The following is an 18,846-nucleotide window of genomic DNA, read 5'->3' as shown; positions in this document are numbered from 1 at the left end:
GGAGGAAGATTATAAAATCTCTTGGACATGACTGATTCCTTGATAGCCATCGTGCCCGCCGCCGGCGTGGGCCAGCGTGCCGGCCTGCCCGGCGCGCCCTCTGTGCCGAAGCAATATCGCATGCTGGCTGGGCAGCCCATGCTGCGCCGCGCCGTCTCGGCCCTGCTGGCTGACGCGCGCATCGCGCAGGTGCGGGTGGCCGTCTCGGCGGACGACGAGCGCGCCGGCGCGGCGCTGGCCGGCCTGCCGCGTACGATATGCCGCGCCTGCGGCGGACCGACGCGCGCGGATACCGTGGCCGCCGCGCTCGCAGACAGCGGCGCGGCCGACCACGACTGGGTGCTGGTGCACGACGCGGCGCGGCCTGGCTTGCCCGCCGCGACGCTGGCGCGCCTGATCGACGCCTGTCTTGACGACCCGGTGGGGGGCCTCTTGGCGCTGCCTGTGGCCGATACGGTGAAATCGGGTGGCCCTCGCGCAGTGGCCACGTTGGATCGCGACGGCCTGTGGCTGGCGCAGACGCCGCAGATGTTCCGCGCCGGCGTGCTGCGCGCCGCGCTGCACGAGGCCAGAGCGGCCGGCGCGACGGTCACCGACGAAGCCTCGGCCGTCGAGGCCGCCGGCCATGCGCCGCTGCTGGTGCCGGGCAGCCTGCGCAATTTCAAGGTCACCTGGCCCGATGATTTCGAACTGATGGAAAAATGGCTATGAACTTTCCCTTACGCGTGGGCCAGGGCTACGACGTGCACGCCCTGGTCGAGGACCGACCGCTGATCATCGGCGGCGTGACCATTCCCCACACACATGGCCTGCAGGGGCATTCCGATGCCGATGTGCTGCTGCACGCGGTCACCGACGCTCTGCTGGGCGCAGCGGGTCTGGGGGACATCGGGCGCCATTTTCCGGATACCGATCCCGCGTACCGCGGCGCCGACAGCCGCGTGCTGCTGCGCGAGGCCGTCGGCAAGGTGCGGGCTGCGGGCTGGACCGCCGTCAACATCGACGCCACGGTGCACGCGCAAGCACCCAAGATCGGGCCTCATGCGCCGGCCATGGTCGCCAATATCGCGGCCGACGTCGGGCTGGCCGCCACGGACGTGAACATCAAGGCCAAGACCAACGAGGGCCTGGGCTACCTGGGACGCAAGGAAGGAATCGCAGCCACCGTGGTGGTGCTGTTGGCGCGCGATGGGGCGGCGTAGGGCGAGGAAGCCTTCACCGAGTCGGGAATGGCAGAGCCCGGCACCGCCCAGGACGCCGGGCATTCGGACGGGCGCCACGGCTTGGCCGGGCGCCCGGGCTGACGCGTTTATTTGCCTTGGGCAGCCAGCGACAGCGCGGCGGCGTTCACCACCGATGCGATACGCCCCACGTCGCGCAGCTGCTCGACGCTAAGGCCGTCATTCTTCAGATTCTCGTAGTGCGATTGCACGCAGAAGTGGCACTTTCCGACGATGGAGGCGGCCAGAGCAAACAGTTCGAAGCGCTTCTTGTCGACGCCGCCGTGCGTGGCGTAGGCGTTCATGCGCAGTTGCGCAGGCAGGCTCTTCAACTGGGCGTCGCCCGTCATCTCGACGTACGGGTACCACATGTTGTTCATGCCCATCAGGGCGGACGCGGTCAGGGCGGCATTGGCGTCGGTTTCCGACAGCCCGCTCTTGAATGCCTCGACCAGTACCGGGCTGCGCGCGGCGAAGGCGGCCGACAGGGCCGCGCCCACGGCGTCTTCAGGCGCCAGGGTCGAACGCGCGATGACACCATCCAGATTCAGGCGGATATCTTTGGCCCAATCCGGCAGTTGTTCTTTGATTGCTGAAAGAAATTCCATAGTTTTTACCTATAATCTGGAGCAGGAAAGGCCCGGACGAGCCGGGCCAGGGGTATTACAGCGTCGCGCCGCCAAGCGTGCGGTTGCACGGGCACAGTTCATCGGTTTGCAGACCGTCGAGCAGGCGCAGCACTTCTTCGGGGTTGCGGCCGACGTTCAGGTTGTTCACCGAGACTGCTGGATGGTGTTGTCGGGGTCGACAATGAACGTGGCACGGTAAGCCACGCCTTCGTTCTTGTCGCGCACGCCGAGCTGGTCGACCAGCGAACCGGTGGTATCGCCGAACTGGTAATGACCCAGCTTGTTCAGATCGGGGTGCTCGCGGCGCCATGCCAGCTTGACGAATTCGTTGTCCGTGGAACCGCCCAGCAGGACGGCGTCGCGGTCTTCGAAATCTTTGGCCAGCTTGTTGAAGCCGACGATTTCGGTGGGGCAGACGAACGTGAAGTCTTTCGGGTAGAAGTAGATCACCTTCCACTTGCCGGGGAAGGAGCTTTCGGTGATGTCTTCGAACGCCGAAACACCGTTTTCTTCGTGCTGGTTGAAGCCGGGCTTGACGCCGGTGACCTTGAAGGGCTCGAGTTTGTCGCCAACAGTTTTCATGAATGCTCCCGTAGTTGTTGGGTGAAATAAGGCATGGCCTCAAACCCTAAATTGTACGCTATTGACTATCGCTGTCTAATTGATAATTTCTAAAACGCGCTTTGGGGATCTCTATCCTTGCGGTGAGTCCACCGCCCGTGCGAGGCAGCATTTTCAAGGAGCCGCCCACGTGCTTGAGCAGGCGCTCGACAATGGCCAAACCCAGCCCCGCGCCGCTCACGCCGGTGCGCGCCGCTTCGCCACGCGAGAAGGGCCGCAGCAGGCGGTCGACCTCTTCGGGAGCGATGCCGGGGCCGCGGTCGGACACTTCGATGACCAGGGTATTGCCTTCGGCATGCAGGTTCATGTTCAGATGCGCCTGGCCATCGGTGGAGCGCCCGTACCGGCGGGCGTTCTCGAGCAGGTTGCTGACCACGCGTTTGAGGTCCAGCGCGGTGATGCGCGCGCGCAGGCCGGGCTCGAGCGAGGCATTCAGCTCGCCGCCCATTGATGCGGTATGGCTGCGTTCGCGTTCGTACAGGTCGGCCAGTACGGCAGAGATGTCGGTGGCCATCTGAGGCAACGTGCCGGCCGGACGCGCGTATTCCATCAGCTGGCCGATGCTGTGGTCGATCTGGCCGAGATCTTCGTCGATGGCCTGGCGTGCGTCTTCCGACACGCCGCTCATTTCGATTTCCAGGCGCATGCGCGCCAGCGGCGTACGCAGGTCGTGCGAAATGCCCGCCAGCATGAGCTCGCGGTCGGCCTCGGTCTGCCGCAGGTCTTTCGCCATGCGATTGAAGGACGCGTTGAGGTCGCGGATTTCCAGTGGGCCCTGTTCGGGCAGGGGCGCCGGGGTTTCGCCGCGGGACAATACTTGCGCCGCGCGCGCCAGGCGCGAAAGCGGCCGGTTCACGAAACCCACGCTGACGGCCGCACCCACGAGCGAAAGCAATAGCGCGGTCGCGCCCCAGCCCAGCCATTCTATGCCGCCTGTCAGGCCGATCTGCTCGCGCTCGAATACCAGCCAGTAGAGATCCTGGTTGATCTGGAAACTGACCCAGAAGCCCGGTACCTGGTTGACCCCCCAGGAAATCTGCGTTTCGGGGCCGAAGCGGGAACGAATGTGCTGGGCGACCCGCTGCCAATAGTTGTCATCGGGCAGCGCTTCGGTGAAATCGGTGACCTCGCGGGGATAGACCTGGATGCCTTCATTGGTGGCCAGGTCAAGCAGCAGCTTGCTGCGTTCGGCGTCGTTCGAGTAAATGAGCGCCGTGCGCGTAATGTTGACCGCCGTGATGACGCGCTGCGCCATCTGGTTGGCGCGCGGGCCGAGCTCCATGCTGAAGAACACCTGCAACCAGGCGCCCAGGCTGACCAGCATCAATGCGGCGAGCAGGAGGAACGTGCGCCCGAACAGCCCCAGCCTGAGACGGGATGTCAGGTTACGGAAGATCTTGCGCAAGCTGGGCATGAGACGACGCTCTTGCCCGGATCGGGCAGGATGATCAGCCGCCGCCATCCGGAACGAACACGTAGCCCAGGCCCCATACCGTCTGGATGAACACCGGCTTGGACGGATTGGGTTCGATCAGCTTGCGCAGACGCGAGATTTGCACGTCCAGGCTGCGGTCGAAAGCTTCGTATTCGCGGCCGCGAGCCAGTTCCATGAGCTTGTCGCGGGACAGGGGGATCTTGGGGTGGCGGGCAAAAACCTTGAGCACCGAGAATTCGCCCGTGGTGATGGGCACCTGTTCGCCGTTGCGCGTGAGCGTGCGGGTGGACAGGTTGAGCACGTATGGCCCGAAAGCGATGGACTCGTTTTCCTGGCTGGGCGCGCCGGGGTGCTCTTCCGTGCCGCGGCGTCGCAGGATCGCGTTGATGCGCGCCAGCAGTTCGCGGGGATTGAACGGTTTCGACAGGTAGTCGTCGGCGCCCATTTCGAGGCCCACGATGCGGTCGATTTCTTCGGCCTTGGCCGTAAGCATGATGATGGGCGTATTGTCGTGGCCCCCACGCAGGCGGCGGCAGATGGACAGGCCGTCTTCGCCTGGCAGCATCAGGTCGAGCACGAGCAGGTCGAAGTGCTCGCGCTGCCACAGCTTGCCCATTTCTTTGGCGTCTTCGGCGACGAAGACGTTGAACCCTTGTTCCGACAAGTAGCGGCGCAGCAGATCGCGCAGGCGCGGGTCGTCGTCGACGACGAGGATCTTGCGGATGGGATTTGTGTTTTGCGTGTTCATGGCCGGAAATGTAACAGTGACGAGAACCAGCGGCTAGTGGGTATTCACAAGATATTACACATTGCGCGCAACGGTTGAAAACCCCGCGCGATCGGCACCTGCGGCCAGTTTCGTACAATCACCGCCTATGGAATTGAACCTGCTGGCCCTTGAGACCTCTTCCTCGCGTTGCGGGGTGGCTCTGTTGCGCGACACATCCGGCGGGCCGGTGGTCTGCGCACTCGAGCACGAAGGGTCGCAGGAGCACGCTGAACGGCTGTTGCCCATGGCCGGAGAATTGCTGGCCAGCGCGGGGTTGACCCCGGCCGATCTGCACGCCGTGGCCTTCGGCCAGGGGCCGGGTGGGTTCACCGGTCTGCGTGTGGCTTGCGGCGTGGCTCAGGGCATGGCGCTGGCGCTGCAGGTGCCCGTGGTGCCCGTGGTGTCGCACCTGGCAGTGGCCGACGATGCCGGGGCGCGGCCGGGCGACCTGGTGCTGGTCGCCCTCGATGCCCGCATGAACGAAGTCTACCTGGCCGCCTATGAACTGAGCGCGGATGCCGTCCAGCCCTGGCGGGTGCGGCAGGCGCCGCTGCTGATCGCGGCGGGAGAAGCTGTAGACTGGGCGGCCCACCACGTTCCTGCGCTGATGGCCGGCGGCAAGCCCGGCGCGGCAGTACGGGCGGCGGGCGATGCCTGGGATGTCTATGCCGACGATATGGTGGTGCCGCAGGGGTGGCAGCGCGCATCGGCCCTGCGTCCCAGCGCCGAAGCGGTGGCACGTCTGGCGCGCCTTGCGTGGCGGCGCAGCGAAGCGGTGGAGCCGGAATCGGCTGCGCCGCTGTATGTGCGCGACAAGGTGGCCTTCACCACCGCCGAACGCGAACGCGGGCAGGGCGGCAATCCGAAGGCGGCCCCAGCGCGGCTGCAGGCTGCGGTGCTGAGCCCCATGACGGCAGCCGACCTGGACGATGTGGCCGCACTCGAGGCCCAGGTGCAGGCATTTCCCTGGACGCGCGGCAATTTCGCCGATGCCCTGTCCGCAGGCTACGAAGCACGTGTGTTGCGGCAGGGCGGTGAGCTTGCCGGGTTCTGCGTGCTCATGCTGGCGCCCGACGTGGCGCATCTGCTGGTTATCGCGGTGAAGCGGTCGTTGCATCGCCAAGGGCTCGGCAGCCAGCTGGTCGAATGGTGCATACAGCGCGCGCGGCAGCATGGGCTGGCCGCGGTGCTTCTGGAAGTGCGGCCTTCGAACCATTCGGCGCTGGCCTTTTACGAACAGCTGGGTTTCCAGCGCATCGGCGTACGTCGGGATTATTATCCGGCGGGCAAGGGCGCGCGCGAGGATGCGCTGGTCATGCAGAAGCCCCTCGGGGACACCGCATGACGCCGGCCGATTGCCTGCCTCCGGCGCCGCGCGTCAATGCGCTGCAGAAGTTCTGGCTGCGCGAAATCGGCATCGAGAAAACCTGGCTGCCAGCCGCCGCCGCGGAGCAGGCGCCCGCCGCTGCCCCGTCTGGCCAGGCCCATCCCGTTGTGGGCATGGCGGAAATCCCGGCGGCCGATGTGGCACAGCCTGCGCAGGCTGTGCCAACGCCCGAGCCCGCTGCAGCTCAGCCTGCACCGGCGCCCCCGCGCGCGGCGCCGCGGCCGGCGGCCGATCTGCCATCCGTTGCAGGGGCTTCCACCCCGCCGGCCACGCAGCCCGTGGTGCCGGCGCATGATTTCGATGCGCTGCGCGAGCAGGTACTGAGCTGTACCGCCTGCGGGCTTTGCCATGGCCGCAGGCATGCGGTGTTCGGCATGGGCGGGCAGCCGGCGCGCTGGCTGGTGGTGGGCGAGGCGCCAGGCGAACAGGAAGACCGCCAGGGGCAGCCGTTCGTGGGCCGGTCGGGCCAATTGCTCGATGCCATGCTGGCGTCGGTGGGGCTCAGCCGCGAAAAAGACGTGTTCATTGCCAACGTCATCAAATGCCGGCCGCCGGGCAATCGGAATCCCCGTCCCGAAGAAGTGGCGGCCTGCAGCCCTTATCTGATGCGCCAGATCGAGCTGCTCAGGCCCGAGCGCATTCTCGTGCTGGGCCGCTTTGCCGCGCAGACGCTGCTGGGCACCGACGCCACCATCGGCAGCCTGCGGGGCCGCAGCCACACCCTTGCGACGGCCGACGGTCGCAATATCCCGCTGGTGGTCAGCTACCACCCGGCCTATCTGCTGCGCAGTCCAGCCGAAAAGGCGCGCGCCTGGCAGGATCTGCGCCTGGCCATGCAGCTGGGCTGAGCGCCGCTGGCCCGTCCGGCCGAGGGGCCGGCGCGCTAGTGCGGCGTCTTCAACGCCTGGCCATGGCCTTCCTGGCCGATAAGATCGCGCAGCGCCGGATCGGCCTTCAGGTTGCGGCGGCTCCAGCGCATGAAGATCAGCATCAGCACGGTGACCAGCAGTCCGAACAGCACGATGATGGTGTTGATGGACATGTCCAGCCAAAGCAGCACGGTATAAGTGGCCACCATCACCAGAATATTGAGTTGCTCGTTGAAGTTCTGGACCGCGATGGAGTGGCCGGCTGACAGCAGTACGTGCCCGCGATGCTGCAGCAGAGCATTCATGGGCACCACGAAGAAGCCCGCGAGCGCGCCGGTGATCAGCAGCAGGGTATAGACGCTCCAGGTGGAATGCACCAGCGGCATCAGCAGTACCACCAGCCCCATGGCCGCGCCCACGGGCAGAACCGACAGTGCCTTTCGCAGCGGAATTCGCCCCGCCAGGATGGAGCCGGCCACCGTGCCCAGGGCGGCCACGCCCATCAGGATCGAGGCCTCGTCGAGCCGGTAGCCCAGGTGGCGACGTCCCCATTCGATGACGATGAGCTGCAGCACCGCGCCGGCGCCCCAGAACAGCGTGGTGACGGCAAGCGAGATCTGGCCGAGCTTGTCATGCCACAGCACCCGCACGTAGCTGGCAAATGTGATGGTCAGGCGGACGGGGTTCTTCTGCTGCGGGGGATAGCGGACATTCGTCTTGGGAATCAGCAGGTTGCACAGGGCGGCCAGCAGGTAGACGAAGGCGATGACCAGAATGGCGGCCTCGGCCGGCGTGTGCACAAGCCCGCCGATGAAGGGGTGCTCGAGCAACAGCTTCGAGGCCGTGGGGGAAATCAGCACGCCGCCCAGCACGGTGCCAAGAATGATGGAAATGACCGTAAGGCCTTCGATCCAGCTGTTGCCCTTGACCAGCATTTCGGGAGGCAGCATTTCGGTGACGATGCCGTACTTGGCGGGGGAATAGGCCGCCGCACCGACGCCCACCAGTCCGTATGCCAGGCACACCAGGTAGGTCTGGTTCTCCGGCGATACGCCCAGGTTGGCGTACATGAACATCAGCAGGCAGCCGGACACCTTGAGCGCGTTGGTGGCGAACATCACCCGCCCTTTGGGGAAGGAGTCGGCCAGGGCGCCCACGAACGCCGCCAGCACCACATAGGCGAGTGCGAACGACCACTTCATGACCGGGGCCATCCAGTCGGGGCCATGCAGTTCCAGTATCAAGGCGATGGCCGCGATGAACAGCGCGTTGTCCGCCAGGGACGAGAAGGCCTGCGCAGCCATGACTAGATAGAACCCGCGTTTCAAAAGTGCTTCCTCGGTGGCGGCCGGCCAGAACCGGCGGCGTTGAAAACGTGTGTCGTATGGAAAAAAGTGTCAGCGAGTATAGCGTCCGAGCCGCCGCGCGCGGATTTTTAAGTGCGCGCGGCCCCGTGCCCCGCCCCGGGCGCGGCCCACTGCCTGGGGTATCATACGATCCGCATCCCTGGTCCCGCGGGACCGTCTGCAATTGGTACGGCAGGTCCGTTCAACGCCTTTCGTTCAACCCTACCCGTCCGTCATCGTACTGTGCGCCTGACTCAACTAAAACTCGCCGGCTTCAAATCGTTCGTCGATCCCACGGTCATTCCCGTTCCCAGCCAGTTGGTGGGCGTGGTGGGGCCCAACGGTTGCGGCAAGTCGAATATTATCGACGCGGTGCGGTGGGTGCTGGGCGAGGCCAAGGCGTCCGAGCTGCGCGGCGAGTCCATGCAGGACGTCATTTTCAACGGCTCCGGCAACCGCAAGCCGGCGGCGAGGGCCTCGGTCGAGATGGTGTTCGACAACAGCGAGGGCAGGGCCGCCGGCCAATGGAGCACCTATTCCGAAATCGCGGTCAGACGCGTTCTGACGCGCGACGGCACCAGCAGCTATTACGTCAACAACCAGCAGGTGCGACGCCGCGACATTCACGATATCTTCCTTGGGACGGGCCTGGGGGCGCGGGGCTACGCCATCATCGGGCAGGGCATGATCAACCGCCTGATCGAGGCGCGTCCCGAAGAACTGCGCGTGTTTCTCGAAGAGGCCGCCGGGGTGTCGAGGTATAAAGAACGCCGCCGCGAAACCGAAAATCGCCTGTCCGACACGCGCGAGAACCTGACTCGGGTGGAAGATATTCTGCGCGAGCTCGGCGCCCAGGTCGAAAAGCTCGAGGCCCAGGCCGAAGTGGCCCGCCAGTACCGCGAATTGCAGGCCGACGGCGAAAAGAAGCAGTTCGCGCTGTGGCTGCTGAAAGAAACCGGCGCGCGCGACGAACGCCAGCGCAAAAGCCAGGAAATGGCCCAGGCGCAGAACAACCTCGAAGCCGCCATCGCCAGCCTGCGCTCGGGCGAGGCCGAGCTCGAGTCGCGCCGGCAGGCCCATTACGCCGCCAGCGATGCGGTGCACGCGGCCCAGGGCCAGCTGTATGAGGCGAATGCCCAGGTCAGCCGGCTGGAAGCCGAGATCCGCCACGTCGTCGATTCACGCAACCGACTGCAGGCGCGGCGCGACCAGCTCCAGCAACAGATTACCGAGTGGGACGCGCAGCAGACCCATTGCGTCGAGCAGATCGCCCAGGCTGAAGACGACCTGGCCGCCGGTGCCGCTCGCACCGAAGAGGCGCGGGCCCTGGCCGAGGATGCCCAGGCGGCCTTGCCAGCAATCGAAAGCAAGGTGCGCGACGCAGCAGCCTCGCGCGACGAGATGCGCAGTTCACTGGCGCGCGTCGAACAGAACCTGGCCCTGGTCGCACAGACTCAACGCGACGCGGATCGCCAGCTGCAGAATCTCGAGCAGCGCCGCGAGCGCCTGCAGCAGGAACTGCGCGATCTGCATGCGCCCGACCCCGCGCGGCTGGAACAATTGGCCGGCGATCGCGCCCAGGGCGAAGATCAGCTGGAAGAGGCCCAGCGCGAGCTGGCCCTCCTGGAGGCCCGGGTGCCCGAAGCCGACGCCGAGCGCAGTCGTGCCCAGGCCGCCGCGCAGCAGGAGGCCCAGAACCTGGCACGCCTGGAAGCGCGGCTGGCAGCACTGGTGAAGCTGCAGGAAGACGTGCAGAAGCAGGGCGCGCTCGAGCCCTGGCTCGCCAAGCATGAGCTGACCGGTCTGGGTCGGTTGTGGCAGAAGCTGCACATCGAACCGGGCTGGGAAAACGCGCTTGAAGCCGTGCTGCGCGAGCGCATGGCGGCGCTCGAAGTGCGCAACCTCGACTGGGCGCGCGCCTTTGCCGACGACGCGCCGCCCGCCCGCCTGGCGTTTTATCAGGTGCCGGCCGCCGCGCCGGCACCCGCCGCCCCGCAGGGGCTTACGCCCTTGTCGAGCCTGCTGCGCATCACGGATCCCGACCTGCGCACGTTGCTCAACAGCTGGCTGGGCAATGTCTATACCGCTGCCGATGTGGCCCAGGCCATGGCGGCACGCGCCACGCTGCCGCCCGGCGGCGCCTTCGTCGTCAAGACGGGACATCTGGTCGACGCTCACAGTGTGCGCTTCTATGCGCCCGATTCCGAACAGGCGGGCCTGCTGGCACGCCAGCAGGAAATCGAGAACCTGCAGCGCGAAATCAAGGCCCAGCAACTGATCGCCGATCAGGCGCGTGCCGCCGTCGCGCGGGCAGAGGCAGCGTGGCAGCAGGTGTCGCAGGCAGTGGCCCCGGCACGCCAGCGTGTCGCCGAGGTCACCCGCCGCGTGCACGACATCCAGCTCGAGCACTCCCGCCTGCAGCAGCAGGCCGAGCAATCGGGCGAGCGCGCCGCCCGCCTGCGCCAGGACCTCGAGGAAATCTCCGCGCACGAAGAGGATCTGCGCGCCACGCGTGAAGAAGCCGAAGCGCGTTTCGAGGCGCTCGACGCTGAACTCGCAGAACACCAGTCACGGTTTGCCGATGCCGAGATCGCCGGCGAAGACCTGGCGGCCCAGGCCGAGGGGGCGCGCGCCCGTTTGCGCGAACTGGAAAGAGCCGCTCAGGAAGCTGAGTTCGCCGAGCGCGCCGCGCATTCCCGCATCGCCGACCTGCAGCGCAACCGCCAGCTGGCCGCCGAGCAAAGCCAGCGCGCCGCTGCCGAGCTCGAACAACTGCAGGCCGACCTGGCCGAACTCGACGCCTCGGCGTCGCAGGCTGGGCTGCAGGACGCGCTAGAGGCCCGCGCGGAGCGCGAAGAGGCCTTGTCGCGCGCCCGTCAGGAACTCGACAACCTGTCGGCTTTGCTGCGCGGTGCCGATGAAGAGCGCATGCAGCAAGAGCGGGCGCTCGAGCCTCTGCGCGCGCGCATCACCGAATTGCAGTTGCAGGAGCAGGCCGCGCGTCTGGCCGAAGAGCAGTTCAGCGAGCAGCTCACGGCCCGGGAGGTCGACCGTGAAGCGCTGGCCCGGGAACTGGCGGCCATGCCCGACGAATGGCGGCGCGCCAATTGGCTGCAGTCCGAAGTGGGGCGCATCTCGCGGCAGATCGATTCACTGGGCTCGGTCAACCTGGCCGCGCTCGACGAACTCAACGCGTCGCGCGAACGCAAAGAATTCCTCGATTCACAGCAGCAGGACCTGCTCACCGCCATCGACACGCTGGAAGACGCCATACGCAAGATCGACCGCGAAACGCGCGAATTGCTGCAGGCTACCTTCGATACGGTCAACGGGCACTTTGGCGAGCTGTTCCCCAGGCTGTTCGGCGGCGGCGAAGCCAAGCTGAGCATGACCGGCGACGAAATTCTCGACGCCGGCGTTCAGGTCATGGCCCAGCCCCCGGGCAAGCGCAACAGCACCATCCACCTTCTGTCCGGTGGCGAAAAGGCCTTGACCGCCACGGCACTGGTGTTCGCGCTGTTCAAGCTGAATCCCGCACCGTTCTGCCTGCTCGACGAAGTCGATGCGCCGCTGGACGATGCCAATACCGAGCGTTACGCGAACCTGGTCAGCAGCATGAGTGAGCAGACCCAATTCCTGTTCATCTCGCATAACAAGATTGCCATGCAAATGGCCAAACAATTGATCGGCGTTACCATGCAAGAGCAGGGCGTATCGCGTATCGTTGCCGTTGACATTGATTCGGCCGTGCAAATGGCCGCCGAAGCCGCATAAACCAACTATGAAAGGCGCTGTTCATGCAGTGCAGGGTTAACACATGAGCGACTTGCAGATCGGGCTGATTGCCCTGGGTGTGCTGCTGATTTTGTTGGTGCTGGGTTTCAACTGGTGGCAGGACCGCCGGGCGCGCAATCGCATGCAGGCGCATTTCCCGACCTCCGACCAGGACCCGTTGCTGGGCGCCCACGAAGGCCGGCCGCCGGTTTCCGAGGCCCAGCGCCGCGAACCCGGCATGAACTTTTCGGCCTCGTCTGCGCCGGCCGTCGAGGCGGGCGCCGATGCCGACGACACCGAAGAGCCGGATGCCGGCTGCGAGATCGTCATCGAAATCAACTTCGGCGAGCCCGTGCGCGGCGCCGACCTGCTGCCGCACGTGCAGGGGCTGCGCCAAGTGGGGCGTAAGCCGCTGCGGGTCTTTGCGACTACCGACTCCGGCCGGCATCGTGCCCATGTGCACGCCGGCGAGTCCTATGCGTCGCTGCAGCTGGCCGTCCTGCTGGCCAACCGCAGCGGCCCCCTGACCGCCATCGAATGGTCGCAGGCGTGGGCCCGTGCCCAAGACCTGGCCGAGCGATTCGAAGCCACCATCGAAGGGCCTGACCAGCAGCTGGTGCTCGAACGCGCCGCCAAGCTCGATGACGTGTGCGCCGCGCTCGATACGCAGGTGGGCCTGACCTTGTTGCTGGGCTCGCCGCGCTCGGCCGCCGAGATCGTCGGCGTGGCCCGCGAGCTGGGCTTTGCTCCGCACGGGCCCCGCCTGGCATGGCTGGCCGATACCGGTGTGCCGCGGTTTTCCTTGTCGCGTGGCGACGGGGCGGCTTTCGATGACGGCATGTCTCCGGTGGAACAACTGTTGCTGCTGCTCGACGTTCCCTGCACGCCTGCCGATCCGCGCGCCTTCGGCCGCATGGTCGACGTGGGCCGCGACCTGGCCGCGCGCCTTAACGCCGAGCTGGTCGACGACCAGGGCAAACCGTTGCTCGACGGGGCCGCGACCGTGATTGACGAGCGGCTGCAGGTTTTGTTCGGCCAGCTGGATCAGGCAGGCCTGCCGGCGGGCAGCCCGCGCGCGCAAAAGGTATTTGCCTGATGGCTGCAGGCGCAGGAGCAGACCGGGCGGCCAGGCGCGCGGCCGAACTTCGCACTGAAATCGAGCAGCACAACGTGCACTATTACGTGCACGACGCTCCCACCATCACCGACGCTGAGTACGACGCGCTGTTGCGCGAACTGCTGCAGCTCGAAACCGAGTATCCCGAGCTGGTGACCCCTGAGTCACCTACGCAGCGGGTGGGTGCGGCGCCGCTGTCCGCGTTTGGAAGCGTGCGCCACGCCGTGCCCATGTTGTCGCTGGGTAATGCTTTCGACCCGGAAGAAGTCCACGCTTTCGACCGCCGCATTGCCGATACGCTGCGCGGGGCTGGATTGCTGGCGCCGGACCAGCACCCCGAATATTTCTGCGAACAGAAGCTGGACGGCCTGGCCATCAGCCTGCGCTATGAAGACGGACGCCTGGTGCAGGCCGCCACGCGCGGTGATGGCCAGACCGGGGAAGACGTCACCGCAAATGTGCGCACGATACGCGCCGTGCCGCTGCGCCTGAAGGGCGAGCCGCCGCGCGTGCTGGAGGTGCGCGGCGAAGTGCTGATGAACCGGGCCGACTTCGAGCGGCTGAACCGCAGTCAGGCCTCCCGGGACGAAAAGGTTTTCGTCAACCCGCGCAATGCCGCGGCGGGCAGCCTGAGGCAGCTCGATCCGCGCATCACGGCGCAACGTCCCCTGCGGTTCTTTGCGTACAGCTGGGGCGAAGTCGATGGCCTGCCGGGCCGCCAGGCGGGGCGGTTTGCCGAGCCGGCGCCCGGCGCGCGGCATCAATCCACGCTGCCGCATGACACCCACGGCGCCATGCTGGACTGGCTTGCCGAGCTGGGCCTGCCGGTCAATACACGTCACAATCGCCGCGTGTCGGGAGCCGAAGGCCTCTTGGCCTATTACGAGCAGGTGGGCCGAGATCGAACCGGCCTGCCGTACGACATCGATGGTGTCGTGTACAAAGTCAATTCCCTGCCGGCCCAGAAGGTGCTGGGCTTCGTGGCCCGAGCGCCGCGCTTTGCGCTGGCTCACAAGTTTCCGGCCGAAGAGGCCAGCACGCGGCTGCTCGATATCGAGGTGCAGGTCGGTCGTACGGGCGCCATTACCCCGGTCGCGCGGCTGCAGCCGGTATTCGTGGGCGGGGTCACCGTCACCAACGCCACCCTGCACAACGAAGACGAAATCCGCCGCAAGGACGTGCGCATCGGAGACACGGTCATTGTGCGCCGCGCGGGCGACGTGATTCCGGAAGTGGTCGGGCCGGTGCCCGACAAGCGGCCGTCCGACGCGCGGGAATTCGTGATGCCCACGTCTTGTCCGGTCTGCGGCTCTGCCATCGAGCGCACCGAAGACGAAGCCATCGCCCGTTGCACGGGCGGCCTTTTCTGTGCCGCCCAACGCAAGCAGACCCTGTTGCACGCCGCCGGCCGAAAGGCGCTCGACATCGACGGCCTCGGTGAGAAACTGGTAGACCAGCTGGTGGAAAGCGGACGCGTGAAATCGCTGGCCGATCTGTACAGCCTTACCGGGTTCGAGCTGGCGGCGCTGGAGCGCATGGGCAAGAAGTCGGCCGACAACCTCGTGACGGCCATCGACAAAGCGCGTACGCCCACGCTGGGGCGCCTGCTGTTCGCCCTGGGCATTCGCCACGTGGGCGAAACCACCGCCCGCGACGTCGCCCGCCATTTCGGCAGCATCGAAAGCATCATGCAGGCCGACGAAGACGCCCTGGCCGGCGCTCCTGACGTCGGACCGGTGGTGGCCGGCTCCATCAGGCGCTTTTTCGCCGAGCCTCACAATCGCGAAATCATCGAATTGCTCAAGGCGCAGGGCGTGCATCCCGTGGCCGAAGCCGGCCCCGAGGGCGATTCCCTGGCCGGCAAGACCTTCGTCCTGACGGGTACGATGCCCACCTGGACGCGGGACGAGGCCACTCGCTACATCCTGGCCGCAGGTGGCAAGGTGAGCGGGTCGGTGTCCCGAAAAACCGCCTACGTGGTGGCGGGTGATGATGCAGGCAGCAAGCTGGCCAAGGCGCAGGAACTCGGCGTGCCCGTGCTCGACGAAGACGGACTGAAGGCCCTGCTCGGCATGTAGTCGGCGCATGGGCCCGTCGGGCGCGATGGCGGCCTGTCCAGGGCAAGCGCCTGCGAAGCCCTTGTCCGGGGCCGACCGGCCGCACCGTGCCGCGCAGCACTGGCCCGCCGGCCCCTGCAATGAAAAGCCCCCGCTCGAGGGCGGGGGCCTGGTGGGGCAGCGGCAGGGCCTGCCGCAAGTTCACCGGCTTACTTGATGGTAGCTTTCTCGCGCAGCTCTTTCTGGTAATCGGCCAGCTTCTGCTGACGCAGCATTTCCTCGAGCTGCGGGCGTACCTGGTCGAGCGGCGGGAATTCCACCGGGCGCAGGTCTTCGACTTCGATGATGTGCCAGCCGAACTGCGTCTGCACCGGCTTGTCGGCCAGTTGGCCCTTCTTCAGCCCGTTGACCGTATCGGCAAAGGGCTTGACGTAGTTGCTGGGCGCGGCCCAGCCCAGGTCGCCGCCATTGGCGGCGCTGCCCGGATCTTTCGAGTTTTTCTTGGCCAGCTCGGCGAACTTGGACTTGTCGCGCTTGATCTGCGCCAGCAGGTCGTTGGCGGCCTTTTCGTCCTCGACCAGGATGTGGCGGACCTTGTATTCGTTCTGGCTGGCCTGCTGCTGCTTGATCTTGTCGTACTCGGCCTGGATCTGCTGATCGGTGACCGGGTGCTTTTGCAGGTATTCGGCCATCAGGGCGCGAACCAGGATGCCTTGGCGGGCCAGCTCGATTTCGGTCTGTACGTCAGGCTGCTTGGCGATGCCGTCTTTCTCAGCCGCCTGCACGAAAATCTGACGATTGATCATTTCTTGCTTGACCTGCTCGCGCAGTTGCGGCGAGTCGGTGGCGCCCTGGCTGACCAGCAGCTTCACGAATTGATCCAGGCTTTGCTGAGTAATGGCCTTGCCGTTGACCGTGGCGGCGTTCTGCGCAAAAACAGGCAAGGCGACCGCGCAAGCCGCGGCCAGCATCACGATGCGTTTCATGGGTTTCCTTTAGGAGTCTGACTTTGGGGCTTGGGCGTCGAGCGCAAGCGCATGGATGGGATGGGGGATCAAATCGTGCAAAAGATCATACACCAGGCGATGGCGCGCCACGGGTGCCAGGCCGGCGAATCGGGCCGCGACGATATGCACATGATAGTGACCGGCGCCGCCTTGCGCGCCGGCATGGCCGGCGTGCAGGTGGGAGTCGTCGCGTATGTCGAGCGTAACGGGTTCGAGCGCCGCCAGGCGGCTGCGGATCAGGCCGATGCGGTCGGTGGAGTCGAGCATGGTGTCGGGCATGGTCAGTCCTGGCCAGCGTCGTTGCCGGCGTCGGGTTGCCGCGGCTGTTGCATGTGGCGGCCCAGCCAGAGAGACTGCCCGATGACGAAGGCCAGCAACAGCCCCATCAGGCCGAACACCTTGAAGTTCACCCACTGCGATTCGGTGAATTGCCCGGAAAACGCAACGTACAGGTTGATGGCGCCTGCGGCCAGGAAGAACAGCGCCCAGCTCAGGTTGAGCTTGTCCCAGGCGGCATCCGGCAGTTCGATCTGGCTACCCAGCAGTTTGCGCATGAGATTGCGCCGGAACAGCAGCCTGGCCCCGAGCAGGGCAGCGCCGAACAGCCAGTACAGCACCGTGGGCTTCCATTTAATGAAGACGTCGCTATGCAACCACAGCGTGGCCCCGCCAAAGATGACAATGACGGACAGGTTGATCCAGTGGGTGGCTTCGATGCGTTTGCGCCTGGCGCGCAGCCAGACGAACTGGGCCACGGACGCGGCGATGGCCACTGCCGTGGCAGTGTAGATATCGGTGTACCGGTACGCGATGAAGAAAAGAATCAGCGGGAACAGGTCGAACAGGAATTTCTTCATTCAGTCTTCAAGCGGTTCGAATTTGAGCGACAGTGAATTGATGCAGTAGCGCAGCCCGGTGGGTTCGGGGCCGTCCGGGAATACATGGCCCAGGTGGGCATCGCAGATGTTGCACAGGACTTCGGTGCGGATCATGCCATGTGAGGTGTCGCGCTCTTCGCGGACGTGGGCCGGGTCGAGCGGCTCGAAATAGCTGGGCCAGCCGCAACCGGCGTCGAACTTGGTGTCGGAGGCGAACAGCGCCGTGCCGCAACCCACGCAACGATAGATGCCGTGTGTGGTGGTGTTCCAGTAGCGGCCGGTGAACGGCCTTTCTGTGCCTTTCTCGCGCGCCACGGCGTATTCTTCGGGAGTCAGCAGGGCGCGCCATTCGGCGTCGGATTTGCGTACTTTTTCCATATGCACTCTTGGAGTCCGATCCCGGAAATGGTTCGGGCATAATCCCGCTCCATGTTAATCGAGTTTGACCAGGCCGTTGTGGCCACGCAGCAGTCGCAGGCGCTGAAGGGGGTCAGCCTGACCCTCACGCAGCGTCGCATCGGTGTGGTCGGCCCCAACGGCGCGGGCAAGAGTACCCTGGCCAAGCTGCTGAACGGACTGGTCCTGCCCACCACGGGGCAGGTGCGGGTCGACGGCCTGGACACCCGGCGCGACCTGAAGGCCGTACGGCGCAAGGTCGGGTTCGTGTTCCAGAACCCCGAAAACCAGATTGTCTATCCGATTGTGCGCGAAGACCTGGCTTTCGGGCTGAAGCCCTTGCGGCTGGCCGCAGCCGATTGCGCGACGCGCGTCGAGGCCAGCCTGCGCTCGCTGGGCATCGCCCACCTCGCCGACCGGGCCAGCCACACCTTGTCGGGCGGCGAATGCCAGCTGGTGGCGCTGGCATCGGTGCTCGTCATGCAGCCCGCGCTGGTGGTGTTCGACGAGCCCACCACCCAGCTCGACCTGCGCAACCGCAACCGGGTCGCCGGGGCAATCGCAGCCCTCGATCGGCCCGCGCTGGTGGTCACCCACGACCTCGACATGCTGGCCGACTTCGACCGGGTTCTCGTGGTGGTCGACGGGCAGGTCGCCGCAGACGATGCGCCCGCGCCGGCCCTGCGCTGGTATCGCGAGCACTGCGCATGATGCTCGAACCGCTGTATATCAATCGGAACGGCCCGCTGCACCGGCTGCCGGCCACGCTCAAGCTGGCCGTACTGATGGCGGCGGGGCTGGGGCTGTTCGCCGTGCACGATGTGCGATGGCTGGGGCTGGCCGCCTGCCTGTCGGCCGCCCTGGTGGCCATGACCGGAGCCGGCGGCGCGCGCCTGTGGCGGCAAGTCCGTGGATGGTTATGGATACTGGCGGCCATCGGGTTGTTCGCGGTGGTGTTCCAGGGTTGGCTGGCTGCCGCCGAAGTGCTGCTGCGCATCTGCGCGCTGGTGGCGCTGGCGCTGGCGGTCACGCTTTCGACTCGCAGCTCGGATCTCATCGCCGTTTGCGAAAGGGCCTTGTCGCCGCTGCAGCGCCTGGGCATGCTCGACGCGGGCAAGGTGGCGCTCGCGCTGGCCTTGGCCCTGCGCTTTGTGCCCGAGATCTGGCGCCATTACCTCGAGATCCGCGAAGCCCAGGCCGCGCGAGGGCTTGACCGGCATCCCTTGGCCTTGATCGTGCCCTTGATCGTGCGTACGCTCAAGCGCGCCGATCAGGTGGCGCAGGCCATCGATGCGCGCAGCTAGGCGCGCTTTTTTTATACGTGTGTTTCCGGGAAACTTT

Annotated in this window: 17 protein-coding genes and 1 pseudogene; 9 read left to right on the top strand and 9 right to left on the bottom strand. The window is 66.0% G+C overall.

The window, feature by feature from the left end:
• Positions 1-27: 27 nt before the first annotated feature.
• On the top strand, positions 28-711 hold the full coding sequence (ispD, locus tag ACV17W_RS07350; RefSeq protein WP_462595768.1) for a 2-C-methyl-D-erythritol 4-phosphate cytidylyltransferase: 684 nt from the start codon (positions 28-30) through the stop codon (positions 709-711).
• A complete protein-coding gene (ispF, locus tag ACV17W_RS07345; protein WP_462595767.1) occupies positions 708-1,202 on the top strand; it encodes a 2-C-methyl-D-erythritol 2,4-cyclodiphosphate synthase in 495 nt (164 codons plus the stop codon). Before ispD ends, ispF begins: the two co-directional genes overlap by 4 nt.
• A 107-nt stretch (positions 1,203-1,309) precedes the next feature.
• Here the strand turns inward: ispF and ACV17W_RS07340 are convergent, their stop codons facing one another.
• The 4 genes and pseudogenes from ACV17W_RS07340 to risA form a co-directional block, all read right to left on the bottom strand.
• The gene (locus ACV17W_RS07340; protein ID WP_462595766.1) at positions 1,310-1,828 is read right to left on the bottom strand and encodes a carboxymuconolactone decarboxylase family protein; all 519 of its coding nucleotides are present in this window, start codon (positions 1,826-1,828) and stop codon (positions 1,310-1,312) included.
• Between the two features lie 55 nt (positions 1,829-1,883).
• Positions 1,884-2,431: pseudogene (locus tag ACV17W_RS07335) on the bottom strand (peroxiredoxin).
• A gap of 58 nt (positions 2,432-2,489) precedes the next feature.
• Entirely contained in the window at positions 2,490-3,884 is a 1,395-nt protein-coding gene (gene risS / locus ACV17W_RS07330) for a sensor histidine kinase RisS (protein ID WP_462595765.1), read from the bottom strand.
• A gap of 34 nt (positions 3,885-3,918) precedes the next feature.
• Positions 3,919-4,653 (bottom strand): response regulator transcription factor RisA, encoded by a 735-nt coding sequence (gene risA, locus ACV17W_RS07325; protein ID WP_026640303.1) that lies wholly within the window; start codon positions 4,651-4,653, stop codon positions 3,919-3,921.
• Positions 4,654-4,780: 127 nt separating this feature from the next.
• Here risA and tsaB point away from each other — a divergent pair, with 127 nt between their 5' ends.
• Both tsaB and ACV17W_RS07315 read left to right on the top strand, forming a co-directional pair.
• Positions 4,781-6,019, top strand: a complete 1,239-nt coding sequence (gene tsaB, locus ACV17W_RS07320; protein ID WP_462595764.1) for a tRNA (adenosine(37)-N6)-threonylcarbamoyltransferase complex dimerization subunit type 1 TsaB — start codon at positions 4,781-4,783, stop codon at positions 6,017-6,019.
• Positions 6,016-6,909: a uracil-DNA glycosylase gene (locus tag ACV17W_RS07315; protein ID WP_462595763.1), complete on the top strand. Its 894-nt coding sequence runs from the start codon at positions 6,016-6,018 to the stop codon at positions 6,907-6,909. Before tsaB ends, ACV17W_RS07315 begins: the two co-directional genes overlap by 4 nt.
• A gap of 35 nt (positions 6,910-6,944) precedes the next feature.
• On the opposite strand, the gene lplT is transcribed toward ACV17W_RS07315, so the two are convergent.
• On the bottom strand, positions 6,945-8,258 hold the full coding sequence (gene lplT, locus ACV17W_RS07310; RefSeq protein WP_462595762.1) for a lysophospholipid transporter LplT: 1,314 nt from the start codon (positions 8,256-8,258) through the stop codon (positions 6,945-6,947).
• 261 nt (positions 8,259-8,519) lie between these two features.
• Here lplT and smc point away from each other — a divergent pair, with 261 nt between their 5' ends.
• From smc to ligA, 3 genes are read left to right on the top strand one after another with little or no spacing between them, the layout of a single operon-like run.
• Entirely contained in the window at positions 8,520-12,050 is a 3,531-nt protein-coding gene (gene smc, locus ACV17W_RS07305) for a chromosome segregation protein SMC (protein WP_462595761.1), read from the top strand.
• Positions 12,051-12,093: 43 nt separating this feature from the next.
• Positions 12,094-13,146: a cell division protein ZipA C-terminal FtsZ-binding domain-containing protein gene (locus tag ACV17W_RS07300; protein WP_462595760.1), complete on the top strand. Its 1,053-nt coding sequence runs from the start codon at positions 12,094-12,096 to the stop codon at positions 13,144-13,146.
• Positions 13,146-15,245 carry an NAD-dependent DNA ligase LigA gene (ligA, locus tag ACV17W_RS07295; RefSeq protein WP_462595759.1) on the top strand — a complete coding sequence of 700 codons (2,100 nt, stop codon included), beginning with the start codon at positions 13,146-13,148 and terminating at the stop codon, positions 15,243-15,245. Before ACV17W_RS07300 ends, ligA begins: the two co-directional genes overlap by 1 nt.
• Positions 15,246-15,433: 188 nt before the next feature.
• On the opposite strand, the gene ACV17W_RS07290 is transcribed toward ligA, so the two are convergent.
• From ACV17W_RS07290 to msrB, 4 genes are read right to left on the bottom strand one after another with little or no spacing between them, the layout of a single operon-like run.
• A complete protein-coding gene (locus tag ACV17W_RS07290; RefSeq protein ID WP_462595758.1) occupies positions 15,434-16,210 on the bottom strand; it encodes a peptidylprolyl isomerase in 777 nt (258 codons plus the stop codon).
• A gap of 9 nt (positions 16,211-16,219) precedes the next feature.
• Positions 16,220-16,498 (bottom strand): BolA family protein, encoded by a 279-nt coding sequence (locus tag ACV17W_RS07285; protein WP_462596493.1) that lies wholly within the window; start codon positions 16,496-16,498, stop codon positions 16,220-16,222.
• Positions 16,499-16,512: 14 nt separating this feature from the next.
• Positions 16,513-17,088: a septation protein A gene (locus tag ACV17W_RS07280; RefSeq protein ID WP_462595757.1), complete on the bottom strand. Its 576-nt coding sequence runs from the start codon at positions 17,086-17,088 to the stop codon at positions 16,513-16,515.
• A complete protein-coding gene (msrB, locus tag ACV17W_RS07275) occupies positions 17,089-17,487 on the bottom strand; it encodes a peptide-methionine (R)-S-oxide reductase MsrB (RefSeq protein ID WP_462595756.1) in 399 nt (132 codons plus the stop codon). It abuts the gene before it with no gap.
• A gap of 51 nt (positions 17,488-17,538) precedes the next feature.
• Here msrB and ACV17W_RS07270 point away from each other — a divergent pair, with 51 nt between their 5' ends.
• Together ACV17W_RS07270 and ACV17W_RS07265 are read left to right on the top strand one after the other, a co-directional pair.
• The gene (locus ACV17W_RS07270; RefSeq protein WP_462595755.1) at positions 17,539-18,216 is read left to right on the top strand and encodes an energy-coupling factor ABC transporter ATP-binding protein; all 678 of its coding nucleotides are present in this window, start codon (positions 17,539-17,541) and stop codon (positions 18,214-18,216) included.
• Positions 18,216-18,809, top strand: coding sequence for an energy-coupling factor transporter transmembrane component T family protein (locus ACV17W_RS07265; RefSeq protein WP_462596492.1), 594 nt, complete (start codon positions 18,216-18,218; stop codon positions 18,807-18,809). Before ACV17W_RS07270 ends, ACV17W_RS07265 begins: the two co-directional genes overlap by 1 nt.
• Positions 18,810-18,846: the final 37 nt, after the last annotated feature.

The organism is Bordetella sp. MIP270_01_BMS, from assembly GCF_054958705.1.
Note: the sequence above shows the minus strand (reverse complement) of the source record. Positions and strands in the feature narration are given on the sequence as shown.

Bases quoted from the DNA above. Each gene is read 5' to 3' on its own strand.
- ispD (WP_462595768.1), top strand. From the start codon at position 28: ATGACTGATTCCTTGATAGCCATCGTGCCCGCCGCCGGCGTGGGCCAG.
- ispF (WP_462595767.1), top strand. From the start codon at position 708: ATGAACTTTCCCTTACGCGTGGGCCAGGGCTACGACGTGCACGCCCTG.
- ACV17W_RS07340 (WP_462595766.1), bottom strand. From the start codon at position 1,828: ATGGAATTTCTTTCAGCAATCAAAGAACAACTGCCGGATTGGGCCAAA.
- risS (WP_462595765.1), bottom strand. From the start codon at position 3,884: ATGCCCAGCTTGCGCAAGATCTTCCGTAACCTGACATCCCGTCTCAGG.
- risA (WP_026640303.1), bottom strand. From the start codon at position 4,653: ATGAACACGCAAAACACAAATCCCATCCGCAAGATCCTCGTCGTCGAC.
- tsaB (WP_462595764.1), top strand. From the start codon at position 4,781: ATGGAATTGAACCTGCTGGCCCTTGAGACCTCTTCCTCGCGTTGCGGG.
- ACV17W_RS07315 (WP_462595763.1), top strand. From the start codon at position 6,016: ATGACGCCGGCCGATTGCCTGCCTCCGGCGCCGCGCGTCAATGCGCTG.
- ACV17W_RS07300 (WP_462595760.1), top strand. From the start codon at position 12,094: ATGAGCGACTTGCAGATCGGGCTGATTGCCCTGGGTGTGCTGCTGATT.
- ligA (WP_462595759.1), top strand. From the start codon at position 13,146: ATGGCTGCAGGCGCAGGAGCAGACCGGGCGGCCAGGCGCGCGGCCGAA.
- ACV17W_RS07290 (WP_462595758.1), bottom strand. From the start codon at position 16,210: ATGAAACGCATCGTGATGCTGGCCGCGGCTTGCGCGGTCGCCTTGCCT.
- ACV17W_RS07285 (WP_462596493.1), bottom strand. From the start codon at position 16,498: ATGCTCGACTCCACCGACCGCATCGGCCTGATCCGCAGCCGCCTGGCG.
- ACV17W_RS07280 (WP_462595757.1), bottom strand. From the start codon at position 17,088: ATGAAGAAATTCCTGTTCGACCTGTTCCCGCTGATTCTTTTCTTCATC.
- msrB (WP_462595756.1), bottom strand. From the start codon at position 17,487: ATGGAAAAAGTACGCAAATCCGACGCCGAATGGCGCGCCCTGCTGACT.
- ACV17W_RS07270 (WP_462595755.1), top strand. From the start codon at position 17,539: ATGTTAATCGAGTTTGACCAGGCCGTTGTGGCCACGCAGCAGTCGCAG.
- ACV17W_RS07265 (WP_462596492.1), top strand. From the start codon at position 18,216: ATGCTCGAACCGCTGTATATCAATCGGAACGGCCCGCTGCACCGGCTG.